The 24,726-nt window shown below is 64.7% G+C and carries 23 protein-coding genes; 8 read left to right on the top strand and 15 right to left on the bottom strand.

Features of this window, described 5'->3' with window-relative positions:
* Position 1: 1 nt before the first annotated feature.
* The 9 genes from WH265_RS18095 to WH265_RS18055 all read right to left on the bottom strand — a co-directional run bounded on the left by WH265_RS18095 (position 2) and on the right by WH265_RS18055 (position 11,729).
* Positions 2 to 1,807: a sensor histidine kinase gene (locus WH265_RS18095; RefSeq protein WP_339559171.1), complete on the bottom strand. Its 1,806-nt coding sequence runs from the start codon at positions 1,805 to 1,807 to the stop codon at positions 2 to 4.
* A 32-nt stretch (positions 1,808 to 1,839) separates the two neighbouring features.
* The gene (locus WH265_RS18090) at positions 1,840 to 2,532 is read right to left on the bottom strand and encodes a response regulator transcription factor (RefSeq protein ID WP_339559170.1); all 693 of its coding nucleotides are present in this window, start codon (positions 2,530 to 2,532) and stop codon (positions 1,840 to 1,842) included.
* Positions 2,533 to 2,609: 77 nt separating this feature from the next.
* Positions 2,610 to 3,833 (bottom strand): multidrug effflux MFS transporter, encoded by a 1,224-nt coding sequence (locus tag WH265_RS18085; RefSeq protein WP_339559169.1) that lies wholly within the window; start codon positions 3,831 to 3,833, stop codon positions 2,610 to 2,612.
* 61 nt (positions 3,834 to 3,894) lie between these two features.
* Complete coding sequence (locus WH265_RS18080; protein ID WP_339559168.1) at positions 3,895 to 4,080, bottom strand: hypothetical protein; 186 nt, start codon at positions 4,078 to 4,080, stop codon at positions 3,895 to 3,897.
* A gap of 498 nt (positions 4,081 to 4,578) precedes the next feature.
* Positions 4,579 to 5,313 (bottom strand): sulfite exporter TauE/SafE family protein, encoded by a 735-nt coding sequence (locus WH265_RS18075; protein ID WP_339559167.1) that lies wholly within the window; start codon positions 5,311 to 5,313, stop codon positions 4,579 to 4,581.
* A 277-nt stretch (positions 5,314 to 5,590) separates the two neighbouring features.
* The gene (locus WH265_RS18070) at positions 5,591 to 7,501 is read right to left on the bottom strand and encodes a PepSY-associated TM helix domain-containing protein (RefSeq protein ID WP_339559166.1); all 1,911 of its coding nucleotides are present in this window, start codon (positions 7,499 to 7,501) and stop codon (positions 5,591 to 5,593) included.
* A 15-nt stretch (positions 7,502 to 7,516) separates the two neighbouring features.
* Complete coding sequence (locus WH265_RS18065; RefSeq protein WP_339559165.1) at positions 7,517 to 10,015, bottom strand: TonB-dependent siderophore receptor; 2,499 nt, start codon at positions 10,013 to 10,015, stop codon at positions 7,517 to 7,519.
* Positions 10,016 to 10,161: 146 nt separating this feature from the next.
* Positions 10,162 to 11,166: a FecR domain-containing protein gene (locus tag WH265_RS18060; protein WP_339559164.1), complete on the bottom strand. Its 1,005-nt coding sequence runs from the start codon at positions 11,164 to 11,166 to the stop codon at positions 10,162 to 10,164.
* The gene (locus WH265_RS18055; protein WP_339559163.1) at positions 11,163 to 11,729 is read right to left on the bottom strand and encodes a sigma-70 family RNA polymerase sigma factor; all 567 of its coding nucleotides are present in this window, start codon (positions 11,727 to 11,729) and stop codon (positions 11,163 to 11,165) included. Before WH265_RS18055 ends, WH265_RS18060 begins: the two co-directional genes overlap by 4 nt.
* 231 nt (positions 11,730 to 11,960) lie before the next feature.
* Here WH265_RS18055 and WH265_RS18050 point away from each other — a divergent pair, with 231 nt between their 5' ends.
* Together WH265_RS18050 and WH265_RS18045 are read left to right on the top strand one after the other, a co-directional pair.
* The gene (locus WH265_RS18050; protein ID WP_021028223.1) at positions 11,961 to 12,173 is read left to right on the top strand and encodes a TOBE domain-containing protein; all 213 of its coding nucleotides are present in this window, start codon (positions 11,961 to 11,963) and stop codon (positions 12,171 to 12,173) included.
* Between the two features lie 329 nt (positions 12,174 to 12,502).
* On the top strand, positions 12,503 to 13,012 hold the full coding sequence (locus WH265_RS18045; protein WP_339559162.1) for a hypothetical protein: 510 nt from the start codon (positions 12,503 to 12,505) through the stop codon (positions 13,010 to 13,012).
* Between the two features lie 249 nt (positions 13,013 to 13,261).
* Here WH265_RS18045 and infA read toward each other — a convergent pair whose 3' ends face one another.
* The 3 genes from infA to WH265_RS18030 form a co-directional block, all read right to left on the bottom strand.
* Positions 13,262 to 13,528: a translation initiation factor IF-1 gene (gene infA, locus WH265_RS18040; protein ID WP_021028221.1), complete on the bottom strand. Its 267-nt coding sequence runs from the start codon at positions 13,526 to 13,528 to the stop codon at positions 13,262 to 13,264.
* A gap of 28 nt (positions 13,529 to 13,556) precedes the next feature.
* Positions 13,557 to 13,781 (bottom strand): hypothetical protein, encoded by a 225-nt coding sequence (locus WH265_RS18035; RefSeq protein WP_021028220.1) that lies wholly within the window; start codon positions 13,779 to 13,781, stop codon positions 13,557 to 13,559.
* A gap of 360 nt (positions 13,782 to 14,141) precedes the next feature.
* Positions 14,142 to 14,564 (bottom strand): hypothetical protein, encoded by a 423-nt coding sequence (locus WH265_RS18030; RefSeq protein WP_239645036.1) that lies wholly within the window; start codon positions 14,562 to 14,564, stop codon positions 14,142 to 14,144.
* Positions 14,565 to 15,023: 459 nt separating this feature from the next.
* Between WH265_RS18030 and WH265_RS18025 the strand changes: the two genes are divergently transcribed.
* Entirely contained in the window at positions 15,024 to 15,971 is a 948-nt protein-coding gene (locus tag WH265_RS18025) for a hypothetical protein (RefSeq protein ID WP_339559161.1), read from the top strand.
* Positions 15,972 to 16,067: 96 nt separating this feature from the next.
* Here WH265_RS18025 and WH265_RS18020 read toward each other — a convergent pair whose 3' ends face one another.
* The gene (locus WH265_RS18020) at positions 16,068 to 17,039 is read right to left on the bottom strand and encodes a LysR substrate-binding domain-containing protein (protein WP_339537525.1); all 972 of its coding nucleotides are present in this window, start codon (positions 17,037 to 17,039) and stop codon (positions 16,068 to 16,070) included.
* A 277-nt stretch (positions 17,040 to 17,316) separates the two neighbouring features.
* On the opposite strand from WH265_RS18020, the gene WH265_RS18015 reads away from it, so the two are divergent.
* From WH265_RS18015 to yddG, 5 genes are all read left to right on the top strand, one after another.
* On the top strand, positions 17,317 to 18,636 hold the full coding sequence (locus WH265_RS18015) for an NAD(P)/FAD-dependent oxidoreductase (RefSeq protein ID WP_339559160.1): 1,320 nt from the start codon (positions 17,317 to 17,319) through the stop codon (positions 18,634 to 18,636).
* A 125-nt stretch (positions 18,637 to 18,761) separates the two neighbouring features.
* Positions 18,762 to 20,093, top strand: a complete 1,332-nt coding sequence (locus WH265_RS18010) for an MFS transporter (protein WP_339559159.1) — start codon at positions 18,762 to 18,764, stop codon at positions 20,091 to 20,093.
* A 69-nt stretch (positions 20,094 to 20,162) separates the two neighbouring features.
* A complete protein-coding gene (locus WH265_RS18005; RefSeq protein WP_339559158.1) occupies positions 20,163 to 21,071 on the top strand; it encodes a dihydrodipicolinate synthase family protein in 909 nt (302 codons plus the stop codon).
* The gene (locus tag WH265_RS18000; RefSeq protein WP_339559157.1) at positions 21,071 to 22,567 is read left to right on the top strand and encodes an aldehyde dehydrogenase; all 1,497 of its coding nucleotides are present in this window, start codon (positions 21,071 to 21,073) and stop codon (positions 22,565 to 22,567) included. Before WH265_RS18005 ends, WH265_RS18000 begins: the two co-directional genes overlap by 1 nt.
* A 72-nt stretch (positions 22,568 to 22,639) precedes the next feature.
* Positions 22,640 to 23,557, top strand: coding sequence for an aromatic amino acid DMT transporter YddG (gene yddG, locus WH265_RS17995; protein WP_339559156.1), 918 nt, complete (start codon positions 22,640 to 22,642; stop codon positions 23,555 to 23,557).
* Positions 23,558 to 23,727: 170 nt separating this feature from the next.
* Here the strand turns inward: yddG and WH265_RS17990 are convergent, their stop codons facing one another.
* Positions 23,728 to 23,901 carry a hypothetical protein gene (locus WH265_RS17990; RefSeq protein ID WP_158400602.1) on the bottom strand — a complete coding sequence of 58 codons (174 nt, stop codon included), beginning with the start codon at positions 23,899 to 23,901 and terminating at the stop codon, positions 23,728 to 23,730.
* A gap of 157 nt (positions 23,902 to 24,058) precedes the next feature.
* Positions 24,059 to 24,724 (bottom strand): glycosyltransferase, encoded by a 666-nt coding sequence (locus WH265_RS17985; protein WP_339559155.1) that lies wholly within the window; start codon positions 24,722 to 24,724, stop codon positions 24,059 to 24,061.
* Positions 24,725 to 24,726 lie beyond the last annotated feature (2 nt).

Here is a 24,726-nt window from a genome sequence, read left to right as displayed (position 1 = left end):
ATCAGGGCTCTGGTGTATGGTCGGTCTCAGCCGGCAGCGGCACCCGCAGCACCACCGTGGTCAGCCCGCCTTGCGAGCCCACCGACAACTGCGCGCCGAGGCGCTGGGCCCGGGCCTGCATGCTGCGCAGGCCGGTGCCGTGCGTGGGGGTGTTGGCCGTTTTGGCCGCAGGCAGGCCCACCCCGTTGTCCTGCACCTGCAGCAGCAGCTGGCCGGCCTCGCGCGCCAGCACCACATCCACGCGTTGGGCGTGGCTGTGTTTGAAGGCATTGGTCAGGGCTTCTTGCAGAATGCGCAGGACATCCAGGCTGGCGCTGGTGGGCAGGTGCAGCTGGTCGATATGGCTCAGCTGCCAGTGCACCTCGATGTCATGCACTTCGAACAGCTGGCTCATGCGGTAGCGCATGGGGGCGAGCAGCTCGCCCAGCGACAGCTCGCCATAGTGCTGGGCGGAGGCCAGATCGATGATCAGCCGCAGGTCATCGCGCATGCCGCGCAACATGCCCAGCACCTGGTCGGGCGGCAGCGAGCCGCGTGTGCGCTCCAAGGTGGTGATATTGCCGATCAGCATGCCGCCCAGGCCGTCGTGCAGGTCGTGGGCGATATTGACGCGCTCGCCCAGGCGGGCCTGCAGCAGCTCCAGCTCATGGCGGCCGGCCAGCGATTCGGTCAGCTCGGCGCGGGCCTCGGCCACATGGTGCTGCATCTCGTCATTGAAGCTCTCGATGCGCCGCGTGTTCTGCACAAAGGTCCAGGCCAGGGTCAGCGCAATGCCGACGGTGGCGAGTGGCTCGGTGTAGGTGGCGAGGTAGAAGTTGTCGTCCACGATGCGGGTGAAGACCAGCAGGTCATGCGCCATCGCCAGGGCGCTGGCCAGCGCCGTGAGCGACAGCAGGCGCTGGGCCTGGTTGCCGTTGCGCCAGGCCAGGCCGACAAACACGCCAGCGGTGGTGAACAGCAGGGCCGATGAGGCCCAGGCCATCACGTTGCGCATGTCTCTGAGCTGCGCATCGGGCACCAGCAAGGTGATGGCCGCCAGCGCGGCAATGACCAGCCACATGGCGGCCTCGCGCCTGGGCCAGCGGCGGCCCATGAAGCGCAGCACAAACATGGCATTGCAGCCGTGGTAGAGCACATAGGCGATCGAGACCACAGCCGCATAGGTGTTGATGTGGTGGAACGGCCAGGGCGTAACGCTGACAAAGTTGACGGTAAAGCCCACCCAGGCGGCCTGGCGTGCGGCATACCAGCCGTAGGCGGCCTCTTGGCGGCGCATCAGCCACAGCACCAGGAAGAAGCAGCCCAGGGTTGCGCCCACGCCCAGGTGCAGCCAGTTGAGGTTGTGCCGCACCAGGTAGCTGTCCTGCTGCGCCGCGCGCAGCAACTCGGGTGCGCCGATCTCCACCGGGCCCAGCGCGGGTTGGTAGGCGTAGTAGCCGCTCACGCGGATCAGCAGCTCGTTGCTGCCGCTGTGCAGCAGCGGTGCGGGCAGTACCAGGTAGCGCGGCGTGTTCCAGGCACGTGTCATCGGCTCGGTCAAATACGGGTCGCGCTGCAGCTCCACGCCGTTGACCGAGATGACCCCGGCCTGCATCAGGTAGTGGATGTAGAGGCCCTGGGTCTGTGGTTCGCCGCTGATGTCCCAGCGCAGCCGGTACCAGACGACGCCGCTATAGCCCGGCCACTGCTGGTTCCAGTCGTTGGGCACCTTCACGGGCACCCAGCCGGTGTCGGGCGGCTGCTGGGCATCCCAATCCGAACGTACGGCCTCGGCCGTGCCCGGCCAGGGCTGGCCTTGCGCCTGCACGGGCGGCACCTGGCATAGCGCCGCCAGACAGATCAGCGCAGCAAGCCATGCTCGCGTGCACGCCGCAAGGCCTGCGTGCGCGAGCTCACGGCCAATTTGTCGTAGATATGCCGGATATGGGTGTCGATGGTCCATCGGGATAGGTGCAGGCATTCGGCGATTTCGCGGTTGCTCATGCCGGCTGCGACATGGTCGAGGATCTCGCGCTCGCGCTCGGTGAGCGCTTCGCGCAGCGCCGGGTCGGGCGGCTGCGACGGGGTGGGAGGGCGCCCGGCCGGGCGCCCCCCCAGGTCCAGAATGCGCCGGGCGATGAAGGGGTCGATGGGCGCGCCGCCCTTGAGCACATTGCGCACCGACAGCGCAATCTCCAGGTCGTCGCGCTCCTTGAGCACATAGCCATTGGCGCCAGCGCGCAGCGCGCCCAGGATCATCTCCTCGGTGCTCCAGGCCGACACCACCAGAATCGGCAGCACCGGGTTGCGCGCGCGCAGCCAGTCAATCAGGTCAATGCCATTGCCATCGGGCAGGCCCAGGTCGATCAGCGCCATCACCATGGGCTGCAGGCCGCCTTCGGGCGCGGTCACCAATTGCTGGCACTCGGCCAGCGAGCCGGCCTCGCACAGCTGCTCGGGTGTGACGCCCACCGAGCCCAGCACGGCGCCCAGCCGGGCGAGCATGTCGGGGTCGTCATCAACCAGCAGTACGGGGAGTTGCGCAATAGCCATCGCTACATTTTGACGCAAAGAGGGAGATCTGCCATCACGCATTTACGGTAAATGCGGCTGTTATTGCCCCTGGCGCGCTAATGCCCCGCCAGCGCATGGAGCGTGGCAGGCGCCTGCCTGGCGCTGAGCCGGGTGAGCAGCAGCAGCACCACTGAGGCCAGCAGCATGAAGGCCAGCCACGGAACGGTGCCCAGCACCACCACCTTGCCGGCCAGCGGCGTGGCGGCCGAGGAGATGCTGAGCTGGAAGGCGCCCAGAAGCGCGGCCGTGGAGCCCAACGCACTGTGCTGCGAGCCCATCGCCATCGACATCAAGGTGGCCTCGGCCATGCCCAGGCCCCACATCGCAAGGAACATGCCCAGCACGATGCCGGGCAGGCCCAACTGCGCGGCAGCGGCGGCCAGTGCCAGGGCGGAGCCAGCCACCATCAGCAGCGCGCCGACGACAGCCAGCCTGGCAACGCCGGCGCGCTGCACCAGCTTGCCGCTGGTGACCGCGCCCATCAGTACCGCCACACCAGTGGCGCCAAAGACCAGGCCAAAGCGGTCGGGGCTCAGGCCAAAGCGCTGCTGGTAGACCAGGGAGGCGCCTGCGATGTAGATGAACAGCACAAAGAAGGCACTGGACAGCGCGAGCGCGGGCAGCAGAAACTGCCGGTCGCTGGCAATGCGCAGGTAGGTGCTGGCGACGGAGCGCAGCCGCAGCGGCAGCCGGGCCGCGCGCGGCAGGGTTTCGGGTAGGGCCATCGCGGTGTTCAAGAGGACCAACAGGCCCATCGCGCCGAGCACCACCATGACGCCGCGCCAGCCGTAGTGCACATCGACATAGCCGCCCACGGCAGGTGCCAGCACCGGGGCCAGGCCCTCGATGGTCATCAGCAAGGCAAAGAGCTGGGCGGCACGCGCGCCCTTGGCCACATCGCGCACCGAGCTCATCACTACCACCAGGGTGAGCGCGCCGGCCAGCCCTTGCACAAAGCGGCTGGTGAGCAAGATGCCGATGGAGGACGCCTGGCTGGCCCAGAACGAGGCCAGCGCAAAGGCCAGCAGCCCTGCCAGCAACGGACGGCGGCGGCCAAGGGCATCGACGATGGGGCCAAACAGCAACTGGCCCAGGCCCATGGCCAGCAGGAACACCGTCAGGGTCAGCTGCACCTGGGCATAGGGCACGGCCAGTTCGCTGGCGATCTCGGGCATCGAGGCCAGGTACATGTCGGTGGCCGAGGGGCCGAGCACGGCAATCAGCGCGAGAGAGGCGGCAAAGCGCAGGCCGCTGGCAGGTAGGAGGGTATCGGTAGTCATGGAAGGACTTGCTGTAGCAGCATGGACATGGGGTGGGTGAGGAGGGGTGCAGCGGCCGGCATCAGGGTTCGGCACTCGCAGCGACGAGCGCGATCAGCGCCAGCGCGGCGGAGGTGAGGCCAGCGAGGCCCGCGACGGTGAGCAGCGCCCGGTAATCGCGGCGGTCGATGCGGCCGGCGCGGCCTTGCCATGCGGCAATCAGCAGCGATGCGGTCCACAGGGCAAGGGCGATGGCGGCGTGCGTCATCGCAAGGCCCTGTGCGCAGGCAAATGCGGCGCGTGCAGGCGCAGGCCGGCGCTGTCAGGCAGCAACGGCAGGGCGGTGAAAAAAGCGCAGAGAGAAGACAAGACGGGGTCCTTTCTGGGAAAAATGCCGCAGGAAGGCCCGTTGAAAAAACAAATGCCGCCCGTGCGGCGGCATCGTTTCAAATGGGAATAGGAAATCGTGCCGCGCTTAGGAAGCGAGGCGGTACAGCACAGCGAAGGCGTACGAGATGATGACCATAGGTCGCGGATTATAGCGACGAATTTTTGCGATGCAAGCGATGGGCCGCTGTGCGGCGGCGGGTGCGGGCAGTGGCGCCGTCAACGGTCTGCATGGGCCTGCCGAAGGTGTGCGGGCATCTAGGCCTGGGGCGGCGCGCATTCGGTGGTTGGCACTGAGTCACAACCCGCCCCGCATCTGGCTGACTGCCCATGGGGCTTTGAACAGGTTCTTAGATGGCGCGGCCTTTTGAGCAGGTTCTTAAAAGAACGGCCGAGAGGCAAGTTCGAGCCCCAGGGCAAGCAGCAACAGCAGAAAGCACTGCCGAAAGCGCTGGGGACTGATACGCGCCCGGACCCGAGTGCCAAGCCACATGCCCAGCAACGCAGGGATGACGCTGAGTGACGACAGGCCCAGCTGGTTCAGGCGAAATGCGTCGTTGGCCAGCAAGCCTGCGGCAAGGGCCAGGGTCGAGATGCTGAAGGACAGCCCCAGCGCCTGCACCAGCTCGTCCTTGTGCAAGCCAAGAGCGCCAAGGTAGGGAACGGCTGGCATGACAAAGACGCCGGTGGCCCCCGTGACCATGCCGGTAACCAGCCCCACCAGCGGTGAAAGCCATGCCTCCAGCGCACGCGGGATTGAGAGCGCGGGCGCCAACAAGGCATAGACCGCATAGACGATCAAGGCCGATCCCAGGGCGAAGCCGGACCAGCGGGGGTCAACGCGCACCAGGAGCGCGGACCCGCCCACCGTCCCGATCACCATGGCCGCCAGCATGGGCCACAGGCGCCGCACCAGCGCTGCCACCGCGCCGCCAGAGAACAGTTGCCAAACATTGGTGACAAAGGATGGCACCACCAACAGCGTTGCCGCCATGGCCGGCGGCATCACCATGCCCAGCAGCCCCATCGCCACCGTCGGCAGACCCATCCCTGTCACCCCCTTCACCATGCCGGCAAAAAGAAAGGTGGCTGTCAGCAAGCCATAAAAGAACATTGAATCATGCATGGGGAACCTCCAGATGGCCCCATTGAACCGGATGGGTGGCAGAAGCACAATTCGGAATTTACGGCTAATGCTTCGGCAATTCCTGAGGATGGATTCAGTGGCTATGGAAAATGAACAAACCAGTTGGAAATACCATAGCTACTTTGTGATCAAGGCTTTGGTGCAAGACCTTGGCATGAGCGCCGCAGTGCCGGGCCAGCCGCTGGCTCTGGTGCGGCGCGGGCGGCTCGGGTCCATCCCACCAGGCGAGGATTTTGCAGCGACTCTAAGCAAGAACCAAGGCGGCGCAGGCCATGGCCAGCATGGCCAGGCCCAGCCAGGCCTGGCTGGCGCGGCGGGTGCTGAACACCCAGATGGCAAGGGCGGTATAGAGCACAAAGCTCAGCAGGCTGGCGCTCAGCACCGCTTCGGCGCTGGATAGCCCGCTGAGCCTGGGCAGCATGCGCGCGAGGGCTGCTGCGGCCAGGCTGGCCAGGCCATAGCCGCCCAGGCAGGCGGCCAACACCCGGCTGCTCACTTGCAGGCGGTAGGCTGGCTGGGTGGCCTGCCACTTTGCAGGATTGGCCGGCTTGGCCGGCTTTGGCAGCGGAGCCAGCGTTGCCTGCGGGCCTGGGCTGTGCCAGCGCCGCTTTACTGCCCAGGCCATACCCATCAGCACCAGGCCAAACGCGAGGGCAACCAGCTCCACGCTGGCGCTTTGCCAGTCGCCCCTCTGGGCGTAATGCCAGGCACAAAGGCCGGTGGTGGCCAGGTTCAGCAGCGGCAGCAGCATGCACAGGGCCGCTGCCAGCACCAGCTGCTCTACCCAGGCCCGCGCCGGGGGCCGGCAGGCGGCATGCAGCCCGCTGGCGGCCCAGAGCAGCAAAAAACCGCGTATCTCCCACAGCTCGCGCCCCGGCAGGGTGGCGGGCAGCAGGCGGTTGAGCCAGAAGTAGCCCATGCAGGCCAGTGCCATACCGGCCAGGGCGGCCACGTTCAGGCACTCGACAAGCCGGTAAAAGCCAGCGGTAGCGCCACCAAACTCCTGCGCGCTTTTTTTGCGCCGCTTGACCATGAAGAGCACGGTGCCGGTGGCCATCATTGCCGTGCCCATCAGCCCGAAGACAAAGTACATCCAGCGCAGGGTCCAGCCACCAAAGCTGGCGACATGCAGCGCTTCGAGCACCGGGTGGATCTGGCCGCTTTGGGTGGGGGCCTGGGGGGCGGGGTTGCGCAGCTGCAGCACGGCGCCCGTCACGCCGTCAAAGCTGACCTGAGCGGCCTGGTGGAGGATGGTCTGCGTGTCGCTGGGCGGCTGGTGGAAGACGCGCACGGTCACCGAGGCATCGCCGGGCCGCTCGATAAACAGCATGCGCGGGCTGCGGCCGGTCAGCTGCTGCGCCTGGTCCAGCAGCTGCGCCAGGTCCTGCATCGCCGCAGGCTGGCCCTGCAGACTGCGGCGTGGCGGCGCGGCCTCGGGCGAGAGCTCGCCCTGGTAACGCGCCTGGGCCTGGGGGCTGTCGCCATACAGGGCGCGAAGTGGCCAGGGCATATAGCTGGTGTAGAAGTAGGCGAGACCCGTGTAGGCGATCATGAACAGAAAGGGCAGCGCCAGCACGCCGGTCACGTTGTGCGCATCCAGCCAGGAGCGCTGGCCCTTGCCCAGCCGCAGCGTAAAAAAGTCGGCAAAGATGCGCCGGTGCACGACGACGCCCGAGACCAGTGCAACGAGCATGCACATGGCCAAAAAGCCCACCAGCCAAAAGCCGATGGTGCCCGCATGCAGGCTGTAGTGAAAGCTCATGAAATGGCGCCCGCCCTCTGTCTTGCGGCCCCAGGGCTGGGGCAGCAGGGCGCCCGTGGCCGGGTCCATCGCCGCAGTTTGCAGGCCGCCGCGCTGGCCGCGAGCCGGTTGCCAGGCCAGCAGCAGCGCATCGCCCGCTTGCTGGGGCAGCTCAATGCGCCAAAAGCGCGCGCCAGCGGCCTCGCGGGCCAGGTGGCGCGCGGCTGCATCCAGCGCCAGTGGGGCCTGCGCTGCTGCGGCCTCCAGCGGCGGCTGGGCCTGCATCCAGCGCGTGATGGGCGCGCGGAACACGCTCAAAGTGCCGGTCAGAAAGATCGCGCACAGCAGCCAGCCGCTGACCAAGCCACACCAGGTGTGCAGCCAGGCCATGCGTTGGCGAAACTCGCCTGCCATCTGCGCAGACGCGGTTTAGAACGAGCCGCGCAAGGTCAGCATCGCGTTGCGCGGATCGCCATAGTGGCTGCTGTTGACCAGGTTGCCGATGGACGAGTAGTAGCGCTTGTTGAACATGTTGTTGAAGTTCAGGCTCAGCTGCCAATGCGGGTCGATCTGGTAGCGCACATAGCTGCTCCAGACGGCACGGCCCGGCGCATTGAGGCTGATCGCGCCGATCTTGCGGTAGGAGGCGCTTTGGGTGTTAACGCCGCCGCCAATCGTGAGCGCGTTCCAGTCGCCGGGCAGGCGGTAGGTGGTCCACAGACGCAGCAGGTGCTTGGGCGTGTAGCTGTTGAAGTCCAGCCCCTCGTTGTTGACGTCGCGCTTGTAGACGTTGCGGTTGAAGGTGTAGCCGGCAAACAGGTTCCAGCCCCGGGTCAGCTCGCCGCTGATCTCGGCGTCGAAGCCCTGGCTGCGCACCTGGCCGTCGTCGGTGTAGCAGTAGTAGCTGTCGCGGCAGTCGGGGCCGGAGGCGATGTCTTCGGTGGCGCGGTTCTTCTGGTCAACGCGGTACAGCGCAAACGAAGTGTTGGCGCGGCCGCCCAGGATTTCTCCCTTCAGACCTAGCTCATAGGTCGCGCCTTGGATGGGTTTCAGGTTCTGGCCCGCTGCATTCAGCGATGCCTGGGGGTTGAAGATATCGGCATAGCTGGCGTAGGCCGACCATTGCGGGTTGAGCGCGTAGATCAGCCCGGCAAAGGGCATGAAACGGGTGTTGGCCTGGTGCGAGTTCGAGGTGACGACATTGCCGGTGGTCGTCGTGATCAGGTCGTACTCGGACCTGTAGTTGCCCAGGCGTCCGCCCATCACCAGCTTGAGCGGATCGGTCAGCTGCAGGCGCAGCGCGCCATAGGCGCCCACCTGGCGCGTGGTACCCAAAAAGCGCTCGGTGTTGGCGTAGCGAATCGCTTCGTTGCTGGGTTCTTCCCGGAAAGGGTTGGGGTCGAACACATTGATCGGCACTGCCGGTGTGATCGAGCTGTAGTCGCTGGTGGCCTTGCCCCGACTGTAGCTGGTGCCCAGCACCAGTTGGTGCTCGCGCCCAAAGGCGCTGAAATCGCCGACCAGGCTCGCATCCAGGCCCGATGCGCTCTGGTCGGCCTGGGTCAGGTTGGTGACAGTGGCGCCGAGACCGGTGGCAGCGGCCACGGCGCGCTGGGATGAGGCGTACTTCATGTCCAGCTCTTCCTTGACATGCAGGGCCGAGACCTTGGCGCGCCATTGGCTGTTGAACTGGTGGTTCAGGTCTGCATACAGCGTTCGGGTGTTGTTGTTCTGGCGGTTCCAGATGGCGCCCAGGTAGGTGGAGCGGGGCAGCGCGATGTCGCGGCCATCGCTGTAGTGCGGCAGGCCCGAGATAAAAGGCCGGCCCTTGAAGGACTCGTAGCTCGCGCCCACGCTGACCTGGGTCTGGGGCGAGATGTCGTACTCCAGGGTGCCGTACAGGGTGCCATTGCGTTGCTTGGCATAGTCGATGAAGGAGTGCTGGTCGTCCACATCGATGACGGCGCGGCCGCGCAGGCTGCCGTCGGCGTTCAGCGCGCCGCTGCCATCGATCTGCGCGCCATAGCGGTCCCAGGATCCGGCCTTGGCGGTGACGGTGACGCCACCTTCCTTGAGCGGGCGCTTGCGCACCAGGTTGACGGCGCCGCTCGGGTCGCCGCCGCCTTGCAGCAAACCGGCCGAGCCACGCAGCACCTCGGCGCGGTCATAGATGGCCGTGCCGCCCTGGTAGTTGCTGGCGCGGCCATAGAGGCGCTGCACATTGACCCCGTCGTACTGGATGGTGGCCATGCTGAAGCCGCGCGAGTAGATGTACTTGCCGCCCTGCGGGCTTTGCAGCAGGGTGATGCCGGTAGTGCTGCCCAGCGCGTCGTAGACCGAGGTCGCGTTTTGCTCATCCATCAGCTGGCGGGTGACCACGCTGATCGACTGGGGAATGTCCTTGAGCGCCTGCTCGCCCTTGCCTATGGTGACGGCACGCGGTGTGTAGGCACCGGTCTGCTCGGTGGTGGCGCTGCGGATCGCCGGCGCGGTCACGCGGATCTCGTTGAGGGTCAGGCCAGCGGCGGCAGCATCGCTGCTGACGGTCGTGGCGCCGGCTCCGGCTCCCGTATGGGGCGCGGCGCGCAACGACCAGGTGCCGCCGTCGATCTTGACCAGCTCCAGCCCGCTGCCGGCCAGCGCAGCGCGTGCAGCGTCCTCCGGGGCATAGCTGCCGCGCAGGGCCGGCGCGGTGCGGCCTTGCACCAGGCTGGCATCCATGCTGATCTGCTGGCCGCTTTGCGAGGCGATGCGGGCCAGCGTGCTGCCCAGCGGCTGGGCGGGCAGGTCATAGCTTTGGACTGCGGCCGGGTTGCGGGTTTGGGCCTGGGCAGGCAGGGCGCAGGACATGGCGGCGGCCAGTGCGGCGGCCAGTGCGATGGCGCCCATAGGTGCAGCGGGCAGGGTGGGCGAGCGGCGGAGTGGCATAGGGTCCTTGGAAATGCAGATAGATGAATCGAGGCTTCCAAGGTATGTAGAGCGAGCGCAAAAAAGTGTTCATTTATTTTTGAGGGGCGAGGCAGATGCGCTGCAGCCCCGTCCCGCACAGACCTGTCCGGGCAGGTCTGCGCGCCTCAGGCCGCTTCGATCACGACCAGCCAGCCACGCTGGTAGACGCGCACCGTGATCGGCAAGGTTGCCGCCAGCGCATCCAAGGCGCGGTCGCTGTCGTCGAGCGCATAGTTGCCATAGACCCGCAGCGCGGCAGCCTGGGCGCTGATGCGGACAAAACCCCGGCGGTAGGCGCGCAGCGCCTGCACCACCTCGCCCAGCGGCCGGTTGTGCACCTCCAACATGCCGCGCTGCCAGGCGGCCTCGGCCTGGGGGTTGGTGTCGTCGGCGTCGATGGACAAGGTGTCAAAGCGCGCGCTATGGCCTTCGTCCAGCACCTGGCTGGCACCGGCTGCGGTCGTCAGGCGCGTGGCGTGCTCAAGCATGCCGACGCGGGTGCAGGACTCTTGCAGCCGCACGGTAAACCGGGTGCCCAGCGCCTGGATGCGGCCATGCCGGCTCAGCACTTCAAACGGCGCCAGGCCGTTGCTGGCAGGCTGCGCCTGCACCAGCAGCGCGCCCTGGCGCAGCGCGACCCGGCGGCGGCTCTCAGAAAAGTCCAGGTCCACCGCCGAGCGGGCATCCAATAGCAGCTCGCTGCCATCGGGCAGGGTGAAGGCATGGCGCTCGCCGGTGCCGGTGCGCAGGTCGGCGGTCATCTGGCGCCAGGGCATCTGGCGGTCGGCCAGCAGCAGGGCGCCTGCAGAGACACCGCCGATGGCCAGCGCACCGCTGAGCAGACGCCGCCGGCTGCTGCCACGGCGCTGGGCATGCGCGAGCGCCTGGCCCATCACATCGCCCATCGGGGCGGCAGCCTGGGGGCTGACCACGGCGCGGGCCGCGCCAAACTGCGCATGCAGGCTGCCACTCAGCCGCTGCCAGACCAGCGGGTGCTGGGGGTGGGCGGCAAGCCAGGCTCGGTGGCGGGCCTGGTCGGCCTCGGTCATCTCGCCCGAGTGGAACTGCACGAGCCAGTCCACGGCAGCTTCGCTGACCGGGTCCAACGTGGATTCGGGGCTTGCCGTCATCCGGCGCTCAGGCGGCCCGCCATCGCAGGTGCTGCGTTGCGCACTGGCGCGGTAATACCGGCATCCTGCCTGGCCAGGGCCAGCGCAATGCGGCGAAAGCCCTCTGCCATATGGCGGCGCACGGTGCTGTGCGAGATGCCCAGGCGCTGTGCAATCGCCTCGTAACCCAGGCCATCGAGCTGGCTGAGCAAAAAGGCCTGCTGGGCCGGGAGCGGCAGGCCGTCGAGCGCATGGGCCACATGGGCCAGCGTTTCCTGCAGCACCGCCAGCTCTTCGGGCGAGGGCATCAGCGGCTCGGGCTGGGCGCCCAGCGCTTCGAGGTAGCTGCGCTCCAGATCACGGCGGCGCCAGTGGTTGATCAAAAGCCGCTTGGCAATGGTCGTCAAGAACGCCCGGGGCTCACGGATGGCCTCGGGCGGCGTGGCACTGGTGAGCACGCAGACAAAGGTGTCGGCCGCCATGTCCTGCGCATCGGCGGCATTGCCGAGCCGGTGCTGCAAGCGCTGCTGCAGCCATTGGTGGTGGCCGGTGTAGAGAAGCTGGACGTCGGGAATGGCAGACATGGGAGGCGGTACAGAGCAGGCAGCAATCCGATGCATTTGAGAATTATTCGCATTTTATGACTGTTTCTAGATGTGCCTAGATTTGGCCGGGGAACTGTGGCGTGATTGCCATGGCCCGCTGCTGCCCATCACGGCGGTGGTGGGGGTCTGCTGCTTGGGCCGCGCGGCAAATGCGGCCAGAATAGAGCGTCTGTTTATTTCGCGGTACCCACCGCTCCCAAAGGAATCCCCATGAAAATCAGCGCACGCAATGTCTTGAGCGGCACCGTTATCTCCATCACCCGCGGCCCCGTCTCTACCGAAGTCGTTCTGGAAATCGCACCGGGCGTGCAGATTGCCTCCAGCATCACCACCAACTCGGCCGATGCGCTGAAGCTGAAAGAGGGCGCCAAGGCCTACGGCGTGATCAAGGCCTCGTCGGTGATGATCGGGGTGGACGACTGACGTAGGCCGGGCCTTGGCCAGCGTTGCGTCCCAGGCCCGTGATCGGCGGCCCCCGCCCTGGCCTCGCAGCCATAGGCATTCGCTGCTTCGCTGATAACGGGCCGCCTGTGCCCTCTCTCCCTCTTGCAAAGCGCCTCGTGGCCTGGCCAGGCGCTGGCGGTTGAAGCGCCGTCGTTGCGAACATGCCAAATACAGGCCGCCATTTTTTGCGGCTTGGCCGCTTATTGGGTAAACGCGGGAAGCGCCTACTTGAAGGACATCTTCTTGCTCTCGCTCCCTGCCCCTTGCGATGCGGTAGCCTGACAAACAGCGTCGATTAAAGGAACGAGATGGGCTATGGACAAATACTGTTGTTTTTCTTCCTGTGCTGGCTGTCCTATTTTGCGTACTGGCTGCTGTCCAGAGGGCCGCCGCGAACACCTGGGTTTCTTCGTGGCCCCTTGAAGGCGACGATCGCATTGAAAGACCTGAGCTCAAAAAAGCATTGGGCGCGCGGAGAGACGGTCAAGGTGGCTGACGACGGCACCTATACGGCGAACATTTTCCGCGTCGCAGGAAACAGCTTTGGTGAAAACGCCAACCGGGACTGCATCGCGTTCCTCGTTCCGGAAGAAGGCAAGGAGAATACGGACAAGCCCGTGTCGGTGGTGGTGGATGGATTGCGCATAGGTCAGCTGTCTGTCAGAGACCTGATGCCTTTCAAAGTCATGCTGCAGGACGCCGGCCTGCATGCCCAGGTCACGTCATGCGATGCCTATATTGGCGGTGGTGGCACAGGCGTGGACGGTAAGAAGCGGAGCTATGCCATTTCGCTCGATGTCGATTGGTTTGAAGCCTAACGTGAATCCGCAGCATCTCTCTGGCTCGCATCTGAGCCCGGTCAGCCCAGTTTTTGTTGGTTTGCAGCCAGCCGTGGCGCTGGCTGCTCGGTTGGCGCAAGCATTGGGCAGAAGCCGCTGCAAATGCGAGCTGTGCGGCGGCTGATAACCCATGGTGCGGCAAGCGCTGCCTGGAGCGGCCCATAAAAAAACCGCCCATGGGCGGTTATGGATCGGCACAGCCATGTGCCGTTATGAACGCTGGAATGTCTAGCGCTTGCGGAACTGCTTGGCGCCGGTGGCGGCTCCCGAGCGAGGCGCAAGATGCCGGAACGTAATGCGACCCTTCGACAGATCGTAGGGGGACATTTCGATCGTCACGTTGTCCCCGGCAATGATCTTGATACGGTGCTTTCTCATCTTGCCACCGGTATATGCAATCAGCGAGTGGCCATTGTCCAGGTTCACGCGATATCTCGCATCTGGGAGAATTTCTTCGATCTTCCCCTGCATTTCGATAAGGTCTTCTTTGCTCAACGGATGTCCTTGGTGATGGCCTGTGGCCTTATTTCATGAGGGCAAGCTGCATGCCCTCATGCTTGGCGTGATCGACCGCCTCCTGCGCTGTCTCGAACAGCTTGGAGAAGGTGTACACGGTGTCTTGCGCAACCGAGCCCTGGCCGGACTTCAATGAGACTGCTGCTTGGAATTTCCCGTCTGCTTGCTCGCACACGCCTGGCGAGATGAAATAACGGGAAATCTTGTGGGTATCTTTAAAAAATTGAAACATGGGTGCGCGCTCCACGCGCTGAAACGGTGGAGCATGAAGCGCCAGAAATAAATGCGAAAGAGGGAAAAGCCGACCCTAGGAATTTATTGTGGCTTGGAGGGCTTGCCTAGGATGTGTGCATAAAGCCTTGCGCGCCTTGCACTTTGACGGATCAAGGGGCAAGCATGCCCTGATCGGATATTTCAGGATAGCACAAAGCGGACTTCTGTGTGCAAAGTGCTCCATGGCAGCAAGCATCCGCTGCAACGACCAGCATGGCTAGCTGCGAGCGCAAGGCCGCACGCCGGGAAGGCCGTGAAGTCCCTCAAGGGCAGAGGAGGCAGCAACGGCGCGCTGAAAAAACCCTTGGAACAGAAGTTCTCAAGGCACCGCAATCGGCGCCGGTGCGGGGACCTCGGGATGGTCATACAGCCGTTGGCAGGCCCGTTTGATCTGGTAGGCCGCCATGGAGCTGCGCGTGTCTTCTGCCTTTCTTGCCGAGCACTGGGCGCCAGAGCTGAAGTCATCGCTCGCGATGCTGGCGCCTTGCCGAACGGCCTCTATCCCACCGGGATAGCTGGCCAAGCAGCCTTGCGACACGGCCTTGGCCGCCGCGTCGCTGCGCACCCGTGCTGCATGGTCGAGGATACAGGTGGCGTAGTTGCCAGCCCTTGCCGGCAGTGGCCACAACAGCGCCAGTGCTGCCAAAGCTGGCGCAAGCGCACACCAGGTAGAAAAAAACCGCACAACGGCGGTCAGTTCTGGGGACGGCAGCTTCCCACGTTTATACAAATTTGAAACCATGGCCAGCCACGATCTGTTGATCCTGGCCTGGGCGCTCTGGGTCAGCAGGCGGCTTCTTGTCTTGCTCCTGCGGCGCTGGCACACCTGCGCTCTGGAGCATCAGTTTGGACTTATCCCAAAACGAAGCAGGGGGATAGGCTGAGAATTTGAACATGTAGACCTCCGGTCTATGGCGATTGCGGCACACCAAGATGGATGGCCTCGGCCCACGGTACTCCTTTTAATGGCCTTAAACCGGGCCGCACAATGTCTTACGTCCGGCCGCTGGGCAGCGCCAATGGCGTGGGCCGAGGGGCTGAGCAGCTGCCCAATGCCCCACCGCTTGCGGTGCGCATCCATGAAACGGCCTGCCGTTGCTGCGCTGAGAATCCCGGGCTCAGCTGTCGCACCAGTCGTTGTTCCACCCAAGCGCTATTCAAAAATATAATAGCGCTTTATATGAAGAACGAGGACAAGCCCATGCCATGGATCAGCCCCTTTTTGCGCCGCCCTTTTGTGGATGCAGGCATACGCCGCATGCTGCTGGTGGGCCTGACTGGCGCGGCAGTCGCCTTGTCGGCCTGCGGCGGGGGCGGGAGTGATGCGGACCGGGGGCCGACCACCTTGTCGGTATCTGCGGATTTGAATGGCCTGTATTGGGACAAGAACGAAAGCCGACTGTTTGTGAGCGATGAGAAGGCCAACACCATCCGGGTATGGGAGGGCGGCAGCCAGTTTGCACAGTACGCGGCCTTGCCCGCTGCGCCCGCCAGCGGCTCGACCTTGGGCCAGGTCACGCGTGGCAGCGATGGCACCGTCTATGTGACGCGCTTTGGCTTTGGCACGGATGGCGCCGTGGCTGCGGTGCCCAAGAGCGGCACGGCCTACAACCTGCGCGGCACCGACAGCCTGCGCCGCCGCATCGGCATCACCTCGACGCCTGATGGATCGCTGCTGGATGGCTGGTTCATCAAGGGCGGCACAGGTGCCGTGAGCGAGCTCAAGATCAGTGGCAGCGCTGCCACCGAGACCGAGCTGATCACCGGCTTTGGCAAGCCCGTGGGCCTGGCCGTGGTGGGCGATGCGGTGTATGTGAGCGACCAGACGAGCGGCCAGGTGCTGTCCTTCTCGCTGGCCAAGCTGCGTGCGGCGCCGGCTACCGTGGCCGACGGCAAGCTGATCGCCACGTTCAGCAGCTCGGATGGCATTGACCTGATGACCGCTGCCACGGACGGCAGCCTGTTCTTTGGTGGCTCGGGCGGCAAGCTGTTCCGCGTCAGCCCCAAGGGCGAGACCAGCGTGCTGGCCAGCGGCTGGCCCAAGATCCGGGGCGTGGCCTATGACGAGCAGAACCGCCGCCTGTTTGTGGGCGTGGTGGCTGCCGATGCAGCGAGCCAGTCGAGTGTGCGCATCGTGCCCATTGACTAAGAATGCAGGAGGAGAAGGGAAGGCCAGGCTGGGGAAGCCTGGCCTTTTTTTATGCACAGCAGGATGCGGCAGGCTGCGCTGTGATGGCCTTTCAGCTTATTCCTGCAGCAGCCCGCACTGCGCAAAAAACCAGCTTCTGAAGCGGGCGAGCGCGCTGTCACTGGCCTTGTCTTCGCGGTAGGCAAAGTAGTGGCGTGATTCTTCGAGCACCAGCTCCTCGGGCACAGGCCGCACCAGCAGGTTCTGCGCGATCAGGTGCGAGACCAGCTGGTTGAAACCCAGCGCAACCCCCTGGCCGTTCAGCACCATCTGAATGAGCAGGTTGTAGTCATTGGCGTTGAAGAAATGCGCGCCATTTTTCTGGCGCTCGTCCAGGTCCAGGCGGTGGATGGCCAGCCACACGCTCCAGTCCACATGCTCGGCCACCTGGGAGCGCCCATAGGGGCTCAGGTTCAGCAGCACGCTGTGGCGCAGGCCGTCGAGAGTCTGGATCTCCGGGTGCGCCTGCAAGTAGGCGGGGGTGCAGACGGGGTAGATGCGGTCATGGAACAGCGGCACGCTGGCATAGCCATCGCGCAGCCGCGACATCTTGGTGATGAAGATATCGGGGTGGATGCCCGGCTCCAGGGACAGAAAGTTCTGGCTGGTCACCAGGTCCAGGTCGATATCGGGGTTGTCGCTGAAAAAACTCGGCAAGCGCTGCGCCATCCACAAGGCCGAGAAGGCCGGCGAGCAGCACACGGTCAAGCTGCGCCGGGCATTGTTGCCATAGTCCTTGCGGATGCGCGATGCCGCCTGTGCGATGTTGATGAAGGACAGCTGCGCCGCATCAAAAAAGATGGCGCCGGCCGTCGTCAGCCGGACCGAGCGCCCGACCCGCTCGAACAGCGGCGTGCCCAGGTGCTCTTCGAGTTCGCGGATCTGGCGGCTGATGGCGGCCTGGGTCACGCACAGGGTCTCGGCCGCGCGGGTGAAGCTCTCATAGCGGGCGGCGGCCACAAAGCACTTCACCGCCCGCAGCGAAGGCATCTTGAGCAGGGTCTGGTCGGTGCTGGGGTGCTGATTCATAACGCCATGTTATCAATTGCCCGGACGAAATGTCGATTGTGCCCGGGGTGGCCAATGCCTAAACTTCAATCGCTCGGTAACGCATTATCTCGTTAAACAAGCCCGTCTGTGTTTTTACCCTTATCCACCTTTTAAAGGCGGGGTATTGGTAAAGCGACGTGTTTTTTTGTGGGTGGTGTGCCGGCCTAAAAATAATCGCTTCCTTTGATAAAAAGGCTTTGATTTATTGCAGTGCTTGAATATCTGCAGTAGTTTGAGGCCGGAAGCCGGAGACAACATGCAAAAGATAAGCGTTACGCCCCAGGACGATGCCGCCTGCGGCTGGTACCACACGGCGCCTGCACGCCAGGCCCGGCCCGCCCACCGCGGCGATCGCCACGTCCGCTGGGCGGTGATCGGCGCAGGCTTTACCGGCCTAGCCGCTGCGCGGCAGCTGGCACTGCATTTTCCGCAGGACGAGGTGGTGCTGATCGATGCGCAGGAAGTGGGCTTTGGCACCTCGGGCCGCAATGCCGGCTTTGCGATCGACCTGCCCCATGACATTGGCGCTGACGACTATATCGGCGACATTACCATCGCCAGGAACACGCTCAAGCTCAACCGCATGGGCCAGGGCCTGCTCCATGCGCTGGTGCAGCAGCACCAGATCGACTGCCATATGCGTGCGAGTGGCAAGTACCAGGCGGCGGTGGAGGACCGGGGCATTGCGGTGCTGGAGGCTTACCGGCGTGGCCTGGACAAGCTGGGCGAGCCCTATGAGGTGATTGCCGGCAAGGACCTGCCCGCACGCATTGGCACCCATTTTTATCGCCAGGCGCTGTTCACCCCCGGCACCATGCTGCTGCAGCCCTCGGCCCTGGTCAAAGGCCTGGCCGATAGCCTGCCGCCCAATGTGACCCTGTACGAAAACACCGCCATCACCGAAGTGGACTACGGCAGCCAGGTGCGGCTGCGCCATGCCCAGGGCTGCATCCGGGCCGACAAGCTGGTGCTGGCCAACAATGCCTTTGGCGCGCGTTTTGGCTTTTTGCAGCGCACCGTGCTGCCGATGTACCTGTATGCCAGCCTCAGCCGCCCCCTGACCGAGGCCGAGCAGCAGCTGCTGGGGGGCGAGGCCTTCTGGGGCGTGATCCCGGCCGACCCCTATGGCAGCACGGTGCGCCGCACGCATGACAACCGCATTCTCATGCGCAACAGCTTCAGCTTCAACCCCTGCCAGCGCTCCAAGCCGGCCTGCCTGGCGCGCTTTGCCCGCCAGCACCAGCAGTCTTTTGCGCGGCGCTTTCCGATGCTGCCAGACGTCAGCTTTGACTACACCTGGAGCGGATCGCTGGCGCTGACCCGCAACCACAACGGCTTTTTTGGGCAGCTGGCGCCCAACGTCTACGGCGCGCTGTTCTGCAACGGCCTGGGCATCACGCGCGGCACCGTCACCGGCAGCCTGCTGGCCGACATGATCGCCGGCAAACGCCATGAATTGATGGAGTTTTTGCTGGCTACTTCCGGCCCCAGCCGCTTGCCGCCCGAGCCGTTTTTGTCGCTCGGCGTCAACGCCACCCTGTGGTGGGGCCAGCGCAAGGCAGGGCTGGAGAGCTGAGGCCGCCGCGCCTCTCGCGGTGAAAGCGTGGCGCCAATGATTTTTTAAACCGGATTCAAAAAATATCCGGCATGGATAACGCTATCCATGGATTGATGTATTACTAAAAAAGGAGACGATATATCATGCAAAAGGAGAATATGTCCATCGAGGACGTGCCCTTGAATGGATTTCACCAGTTAATGACCTTGCGTTGTGGCGGTGGCTGGATTTTGGATGGCTATATTCTGAGTATTATCGGCGTGGCCATTGTGCAGTTTTCTGATTATCTGCACCTCGATTCCTTCTGGCAGGGCATGGTGGCGGCATCGGCGATGCTGGGCACCTTCTTCAGCGGCTTTCTGGGCGGCTGGTTGACCGACAAAATCGGCCGCCAGCGCCTGTTTTTTGTCGGGCCGCTGCTCTTCATCATCGGCTCGCTGGGCTCGTTCTGGGTCGAGTCGGGCACGGCGCTGTTCATCCTGCGCTTTTTGGTGGGCATGGGCGTGGGGCTGGAATACCCGGTAGCCGGCTCGCTCTTGGCCGAATTTCTGCCACAAAAGAACCGGGGCCCGCGCCTGGCGGGCCTGACCATCCTCTGGTTTGTCGGCGCTGCGCTGTCCTATATCGTGGGCAACTTCATCCTGGCGCACAGCGGGCCTGACGGCTGGCGCTGGGTGCTGGCCAGTTCGGCCGTGCTGGGTGCTTTGCTGATGCTGGTGCGCCTGGGCACGCCCGAATCGCCCCGTTGGCTGATGAACAAGGGCCGCTTTGACGAGGCCGACCAGGTCATCAAAAAGGTCTACGGCCCCAGCTTCTCGCTGGCCAATATGCCGGCCCAGGCCTCGGCGCAAAAGGTGTCGCTGGGCAGCTTGCTGCACTCGGGCTATGGCAAGCGCATGCTGTTTGTCATCGTGTTCTGGACCGCAGCCGTGGTGCCGATGTTTGCGGTCTACTCTTTTGCGCCGGTGGTGCTGCAGGCGCTCAACCTCAAGGGCGACTGGGCCTCGTATGGCTCGGTGCTGATCACCTTGCTGTTTGTCGTGGGCTGCGTGATTGCCACGCGCCTCATCGACAGCATGGGCCGCCGCCCGCTGATCATCCACAGCTTTCTCTGGTCCAGCCTGGCGCTGCTGGGGCTGGGCGCGTTCTCGAGCGGCTCCGAGGTGGTGGTGCTGCTGCTGTTTGGCGCCTATGCCCTGTTTATCGGCGGCGCCCAGGTGCTCGAGCTGGTCTACCCCAATGAGCTGTTCCCCACCGAGATCCGCGCCTTTGCCGTTGGTGTCGGCTCGTCGATGACACGCGTGGGCTCTGCGATTGGCACCTGGCTGGTGCCCGCCTCGCTGGCCAGCTTTGGCATCGGCCACACCATGTATGCGGCCGCCGCCGTGTCCGTGGTCGGCCTGGTGGCATCGGTGCTGCTGGCGCCCGAGACCCGTGCGATGAGCCTTGAAGAGGCGGCATCGCTCCAACGCTGATCCTTCGCGCTGCGGTTGGCACTGCGGCGCTTATTCCCTCCACCCATTCTTTACCCAACAGAGACGACCATGAACTTTGAAGGCATCTACACCCCCGCGATCACGCCCCTGCGCGCCGATGGCGCCATCGACAACGCTGCATTCAGCCAGGTGCTGGAGCACCTGATCGACGCCGGCGTGCACGGCATCATCATTGCCGGCTCCACCGGCGAGTACTACGCCCACAGCACGCAGGAACGCCTGGACCTGGCCCGCTATGCCAAAGAGGTGATCGGCAGCCGTACCCAGCTCATCATCGGCACCGGCGCGGTGCGCACCGAGGAATCGGTCGAATACGCCAAGCTGGCCAAGGCGATCAAGGCCGATGCCATCCTGGTGGGCACGCCCCCGTATGCGCTGCCCACCGAGGCCGAGAACGCCGCCCATGCGCTGGCCATCGATGCCGCCGCTGGCCTGCCGGTCATGCTCTACAACTACCCCGGCCGCATGGGCATGTCGATGGGCCGTGAGTTTTTCCGGATCGTGACGCAGGCCTCGAAGAACTTTGTCGCGATCAAGGAAAGCTCGGGCCAGACCGGCCAGCTGCACATGCTGGCCTGCGAATTTCCGCAGATCGGCCTGTCCTGCGGCTGGGACGACCAGGCGCTGGAGTTCTTTGCCTGGGGCGCGCGCAGCTGGGTCTGCGCGGGCTCCAACTTCATCCCGCGCGAGCACATTGCGCTGTACCAGGCCTGCGTGGTCGAGAAGGATTTTGACAAGGGCCGCCGCATCATGGCCGCGCTGATGCCGTTGATGGATTTCCTCGAAGGCGGCAAGTTTGTGCAGGCCATCAAGCATGGCTGCGAGCTGATCGGCCTGCAGGCCGGTGGCGTGCGCGCACCGCTCCAAGGCTTGAACGACGAAGAAAAGCAGGGCCTGCAAGCCGTGCTCAACCAGCTCCAGCGCGATGTCGCGGCCATCACCGGAGGCCAGCAATAATGGCCGCCCCTTTGCTGACCGCCGCCCAGTACGCCGAACTGGCCCACCGCATCACGCTGCCCACCCAGGCCTTTGTGGATGGCGCGTTTCGCCCCGCCTTGTCGGGCCAGACCTTTGAGACCACCAACCCGGCCACCGGCCAGCTGCTGGCCCAGATTGCGGCCTGCAATGCCGACGATGTGGACCTGGCGGTGGCTGCGGCCAAGGCGGCGTACGAGGATGGCCGATGGAGCCGCCTGTCGCCCAATGCGCGCAAGCACATCCTGCTGCGCTTTGCCGGACTGCTGGAGCAGCATGCCCATGAGTTGGCGGTGATGGAAACGCTGGACAGCGGCAAGCCCATCCGCGAATGCCAGAACACCGATGTGCCCGAGGCCATCCACACCATCCGCTGGCATGCCGAGCTGATCGACAAGATCTACGACCACACGGCGCCGGTGGGTGGCAATGCGCTGGCCTTGGTGGTGCGTGAGCCGATTGGCGTGGTCGGCCTGGTGCTGCCCTGGAACTTTCCGCTGCTGATGCTGGCCTGGAAGATCGGCCCCTCGCTGGCAGCGGGCTGCTCCATCGTCGTCAAGCCTGCCAAGGAAACCACCTTGACGGCCCTGCGCGTGGCTGAGCTGGCCCACCAGGCAGGGGTGCCAGCGGGCGTGTTCAATGTGCTGCCCGGGGGCGGGCGCGATGTGGGCGCGCCGCTGGGCCGCCACCGCGATGTGACCATGGTGAGCTTTACCGGATCGACCGACACCGGCCGCTTGTTCCTGCAGTACGCGGCCGAGTCCAACCTCAAGCGCGTGGTGCTGGAGTGCGGCGGCAAGAACCCGGCCGTGGTGCTGCGCGATGTGCAGGACCTGGCCGCTGCCGCCCAGCACATTGTGGCCGGTGCTTTCTGGAACATGGGCGAGAACTGCTCGGCCTCGTCGCGCCTGATCGTGCACGAAGACATCAAGGCCGACCTGCTGGCCCACATCGGCGAGCAGATGCGCGCCTGGAAGATGGGCGACCCGCTGGACCCGGACAACCGCCTGGGCGCGATGGTGAGCAAGGCGCATTTCGACAAGGTGAGTTCCTACTTTGCGCAGGCCCAGGCGGAAAAGCTGGCCGTGGCCTATGGCGGCCAGACGGAGCAGGGCGTCTATGTGCAGCCCACCGTGGTCGATGGCGTGGGCCCGGACAGCAGGTTGTTCCAGGAGGAGATCTTTGGCCCCATCCTGGCGGTGACGAGCTTTCGCACCGTGGACGAGGCGATTGCGCTGGCCAATGATTCGGTCTATGGCTTGGCTGCCTCGGTCTACACCGATGACCTGCGCCAGGCCATCAAAGTCTCGCGTGCTATCCATGCCGGTGTGGTCACCGTCAACTGCTTTGGCGAGGGCGATGTCACCACGCCGTTTGGCGGCTACAAGGAATCGGGCTTTGGCGGCCGCGACAAATCCCAGTGGGCGCATGACCAGTACACCGAGATGAAAACCATCTGGATCGACACGCAGGACTGATGCGGCAGCGACAATAGGCGCAGCGCCCGGCCAAGCATGGCTGGGCGCTGTGCCTGCAACCTTTGAACAACCATGCAAAACAAGAACAAGGCCACCTTGATCGGCCTCGTGGCCGTGCTTTTATGGAGCGCCATCGTCGGCCTGATCCGCAGCGTGAGTACGCATTTTGGTGCCACCGGCGGCGCGGCGCTGATGTACAGCCTGGCGTCGGTCTTTTTGCTGCTAACGGTGGGCGGTGCGCGCCCCCGCCAGCTGCGCAGTTTTCCCCGCCAGTACCTGGTCTGGGGCAGCCTGCTGTTTGTGGTCTATGAGCTGTGCCTGTCGCTGTCCATTGGCTACGCCAACACGGCGCAGCAGGCCATTGAGGTGGGCATGGTCAACTACCTCTGGCCCACCTTCACCATCGTCGCGGCCATTTTGTTCAACCGCCAGCACAGCAATTTTCTGATCGTGCCGGGTTTTGTGCTGTCCATCGTTGGCATCTGTTGGGTGCTGGGCGGCGAGCAGGGCTTTGACATGGCAGGCATGCTGCACAACGTGCGCGACAACCCGCTGAGCTACGGCCTGGCCTTTGCCGGCGCGCTGATCTGGGCGGCCTATTGCACGGTCACGGCGCGTATCGCCCATGGCAAGAATGGCGTGACCCTGTTCTTTATCCTGGTGTCGATCACCCTCTGGGCCAAGTACCTGCTGGGTGGCGGTGGCGCGATGCATTTCAGCGGCGAGGCGATCGTCTACCTGGTGCTGGCCGCTGCCGCGATGGGCTTTGGCTACGGCGCCTGGAACTTCGGCATCCTGCACGGCCACGTGACCGTGCTGGCCGGCGCATCCTACTTTATCCCCGTGCTGTCGGCCGCGCTGTCCACTGTGCTGCTGCGCGCGCCACTGTCGTTGGCGTTTTGGCAAGGGGCTGCGATGGTCTGCGGTGGCGCCATTTTGTGCTGGCTCGCGACCCGGGCAGGGGGCCCTGCCAAGACTGCGGCGGGCTGAGTTGGAAGGCTCCCATCTGCCCACAGCCCGCCCTTTGGCGGGCTGTTGCGTTGGTGGCCATGCCCAAGGGGCGGCATAGGCCGGTAGAAGAAGGCCGATGCTCAATGTGAGCCGTTCATGCAAGTTTGAACCGGATGGAGGGGAAAGCATGAACTCGGCAAGAAAAACGGCTAAGTCGCCAACTGCTTGGCGTTTTGAAGCGCGGCCAGGCGGCGGTACTTCTCGAAGGTCTTGCTGATATCTGTGGACACCGCTGGAACATAGCGGTTTTGCTTTTCACCACGCTGCGCGACTAAGGGTCGGGTTGGCATGGTCAGCATCGGAAAAGATGGCTGGTGTTGCATGACGAACTCCTTTCTTCGATGCCTCCATGATCGCGGCGAAGGGCTGGTGCGCGGTGTAGGCGTTGTCCGAGGAATGTCAACAGGTTTCAGCTGACTGGCTGTAGTGCTTTTGCCCGTGGCTTGCTGCCACAGGCATCGAGCCGGGCGGCGGGCGGGCTTACCCCGGCTGGGTTGCTAACCGAATGGCGCCAGCAAAGCCATGCTCCACGCGGGAAAAAGGGCGGCCACTGGTGAGCACCCGTGGCAGGGCGCTCCAGGCGATCTGCGCGCCCAGCGCGGCCAGGCGGTCCACCAGCGCCTGGTCTTCGCCGCACTCCATCGCATCAAAGCCGCCCGCCTGCTGGTAGCAATGGGCCGACAGGCCCAGGTTGGCACCATGCACATGGCGGTGGCCGTCGCGGTCCTGGTAGCCCGATTCAAAGCGCAGGCGCGCAGCTTGCGCATCGGCGCCATGGGCCGCCCAGCTGTCCACCCCGACGGTGCCGCAGACCACATCGGCCCCCAGCGACAGCTGCACTGCCAGCCAATCGGGGGCCACACGGGTATCTGCATCGGTAAAGGCCAGCCAGCGCGCCTGGTGCTGCAGCAGATGGCGGACCCCGGCAGCCCGCGCCCGGCCGACATTGCGGGCATGGACCTGCAGGGTGACAAAGGGCCATTGCCGGGCGATGGCGGCGCTGCCATCGCTGCAGCTGTCGAGCACGACAACCACCTTGACTTCTTCGGCGCCCAGGTCGGGATGCAGGCTGGCCGTGGCGACGCTTTCCAGGCAGGCGCCCATCAAGTCTTCTTCGTTGTGGGCGGGGATGCAGATGCCGATCATGG

The sequence above is a fragment of the Comamonas sp. MYb396 genome (assembly GCF_037479555.1).
GTDB lineage: Bacteria > Pseudomonadota > Gammaproteobacteria > Burkholderiales > Burkholderiaceae_C > Comamonas.
The sequence above is the reverse complement of the archived record's forward strand: the minus strand, read 5'-3'. Positions and strand labels throughout refer to the sequence as shown.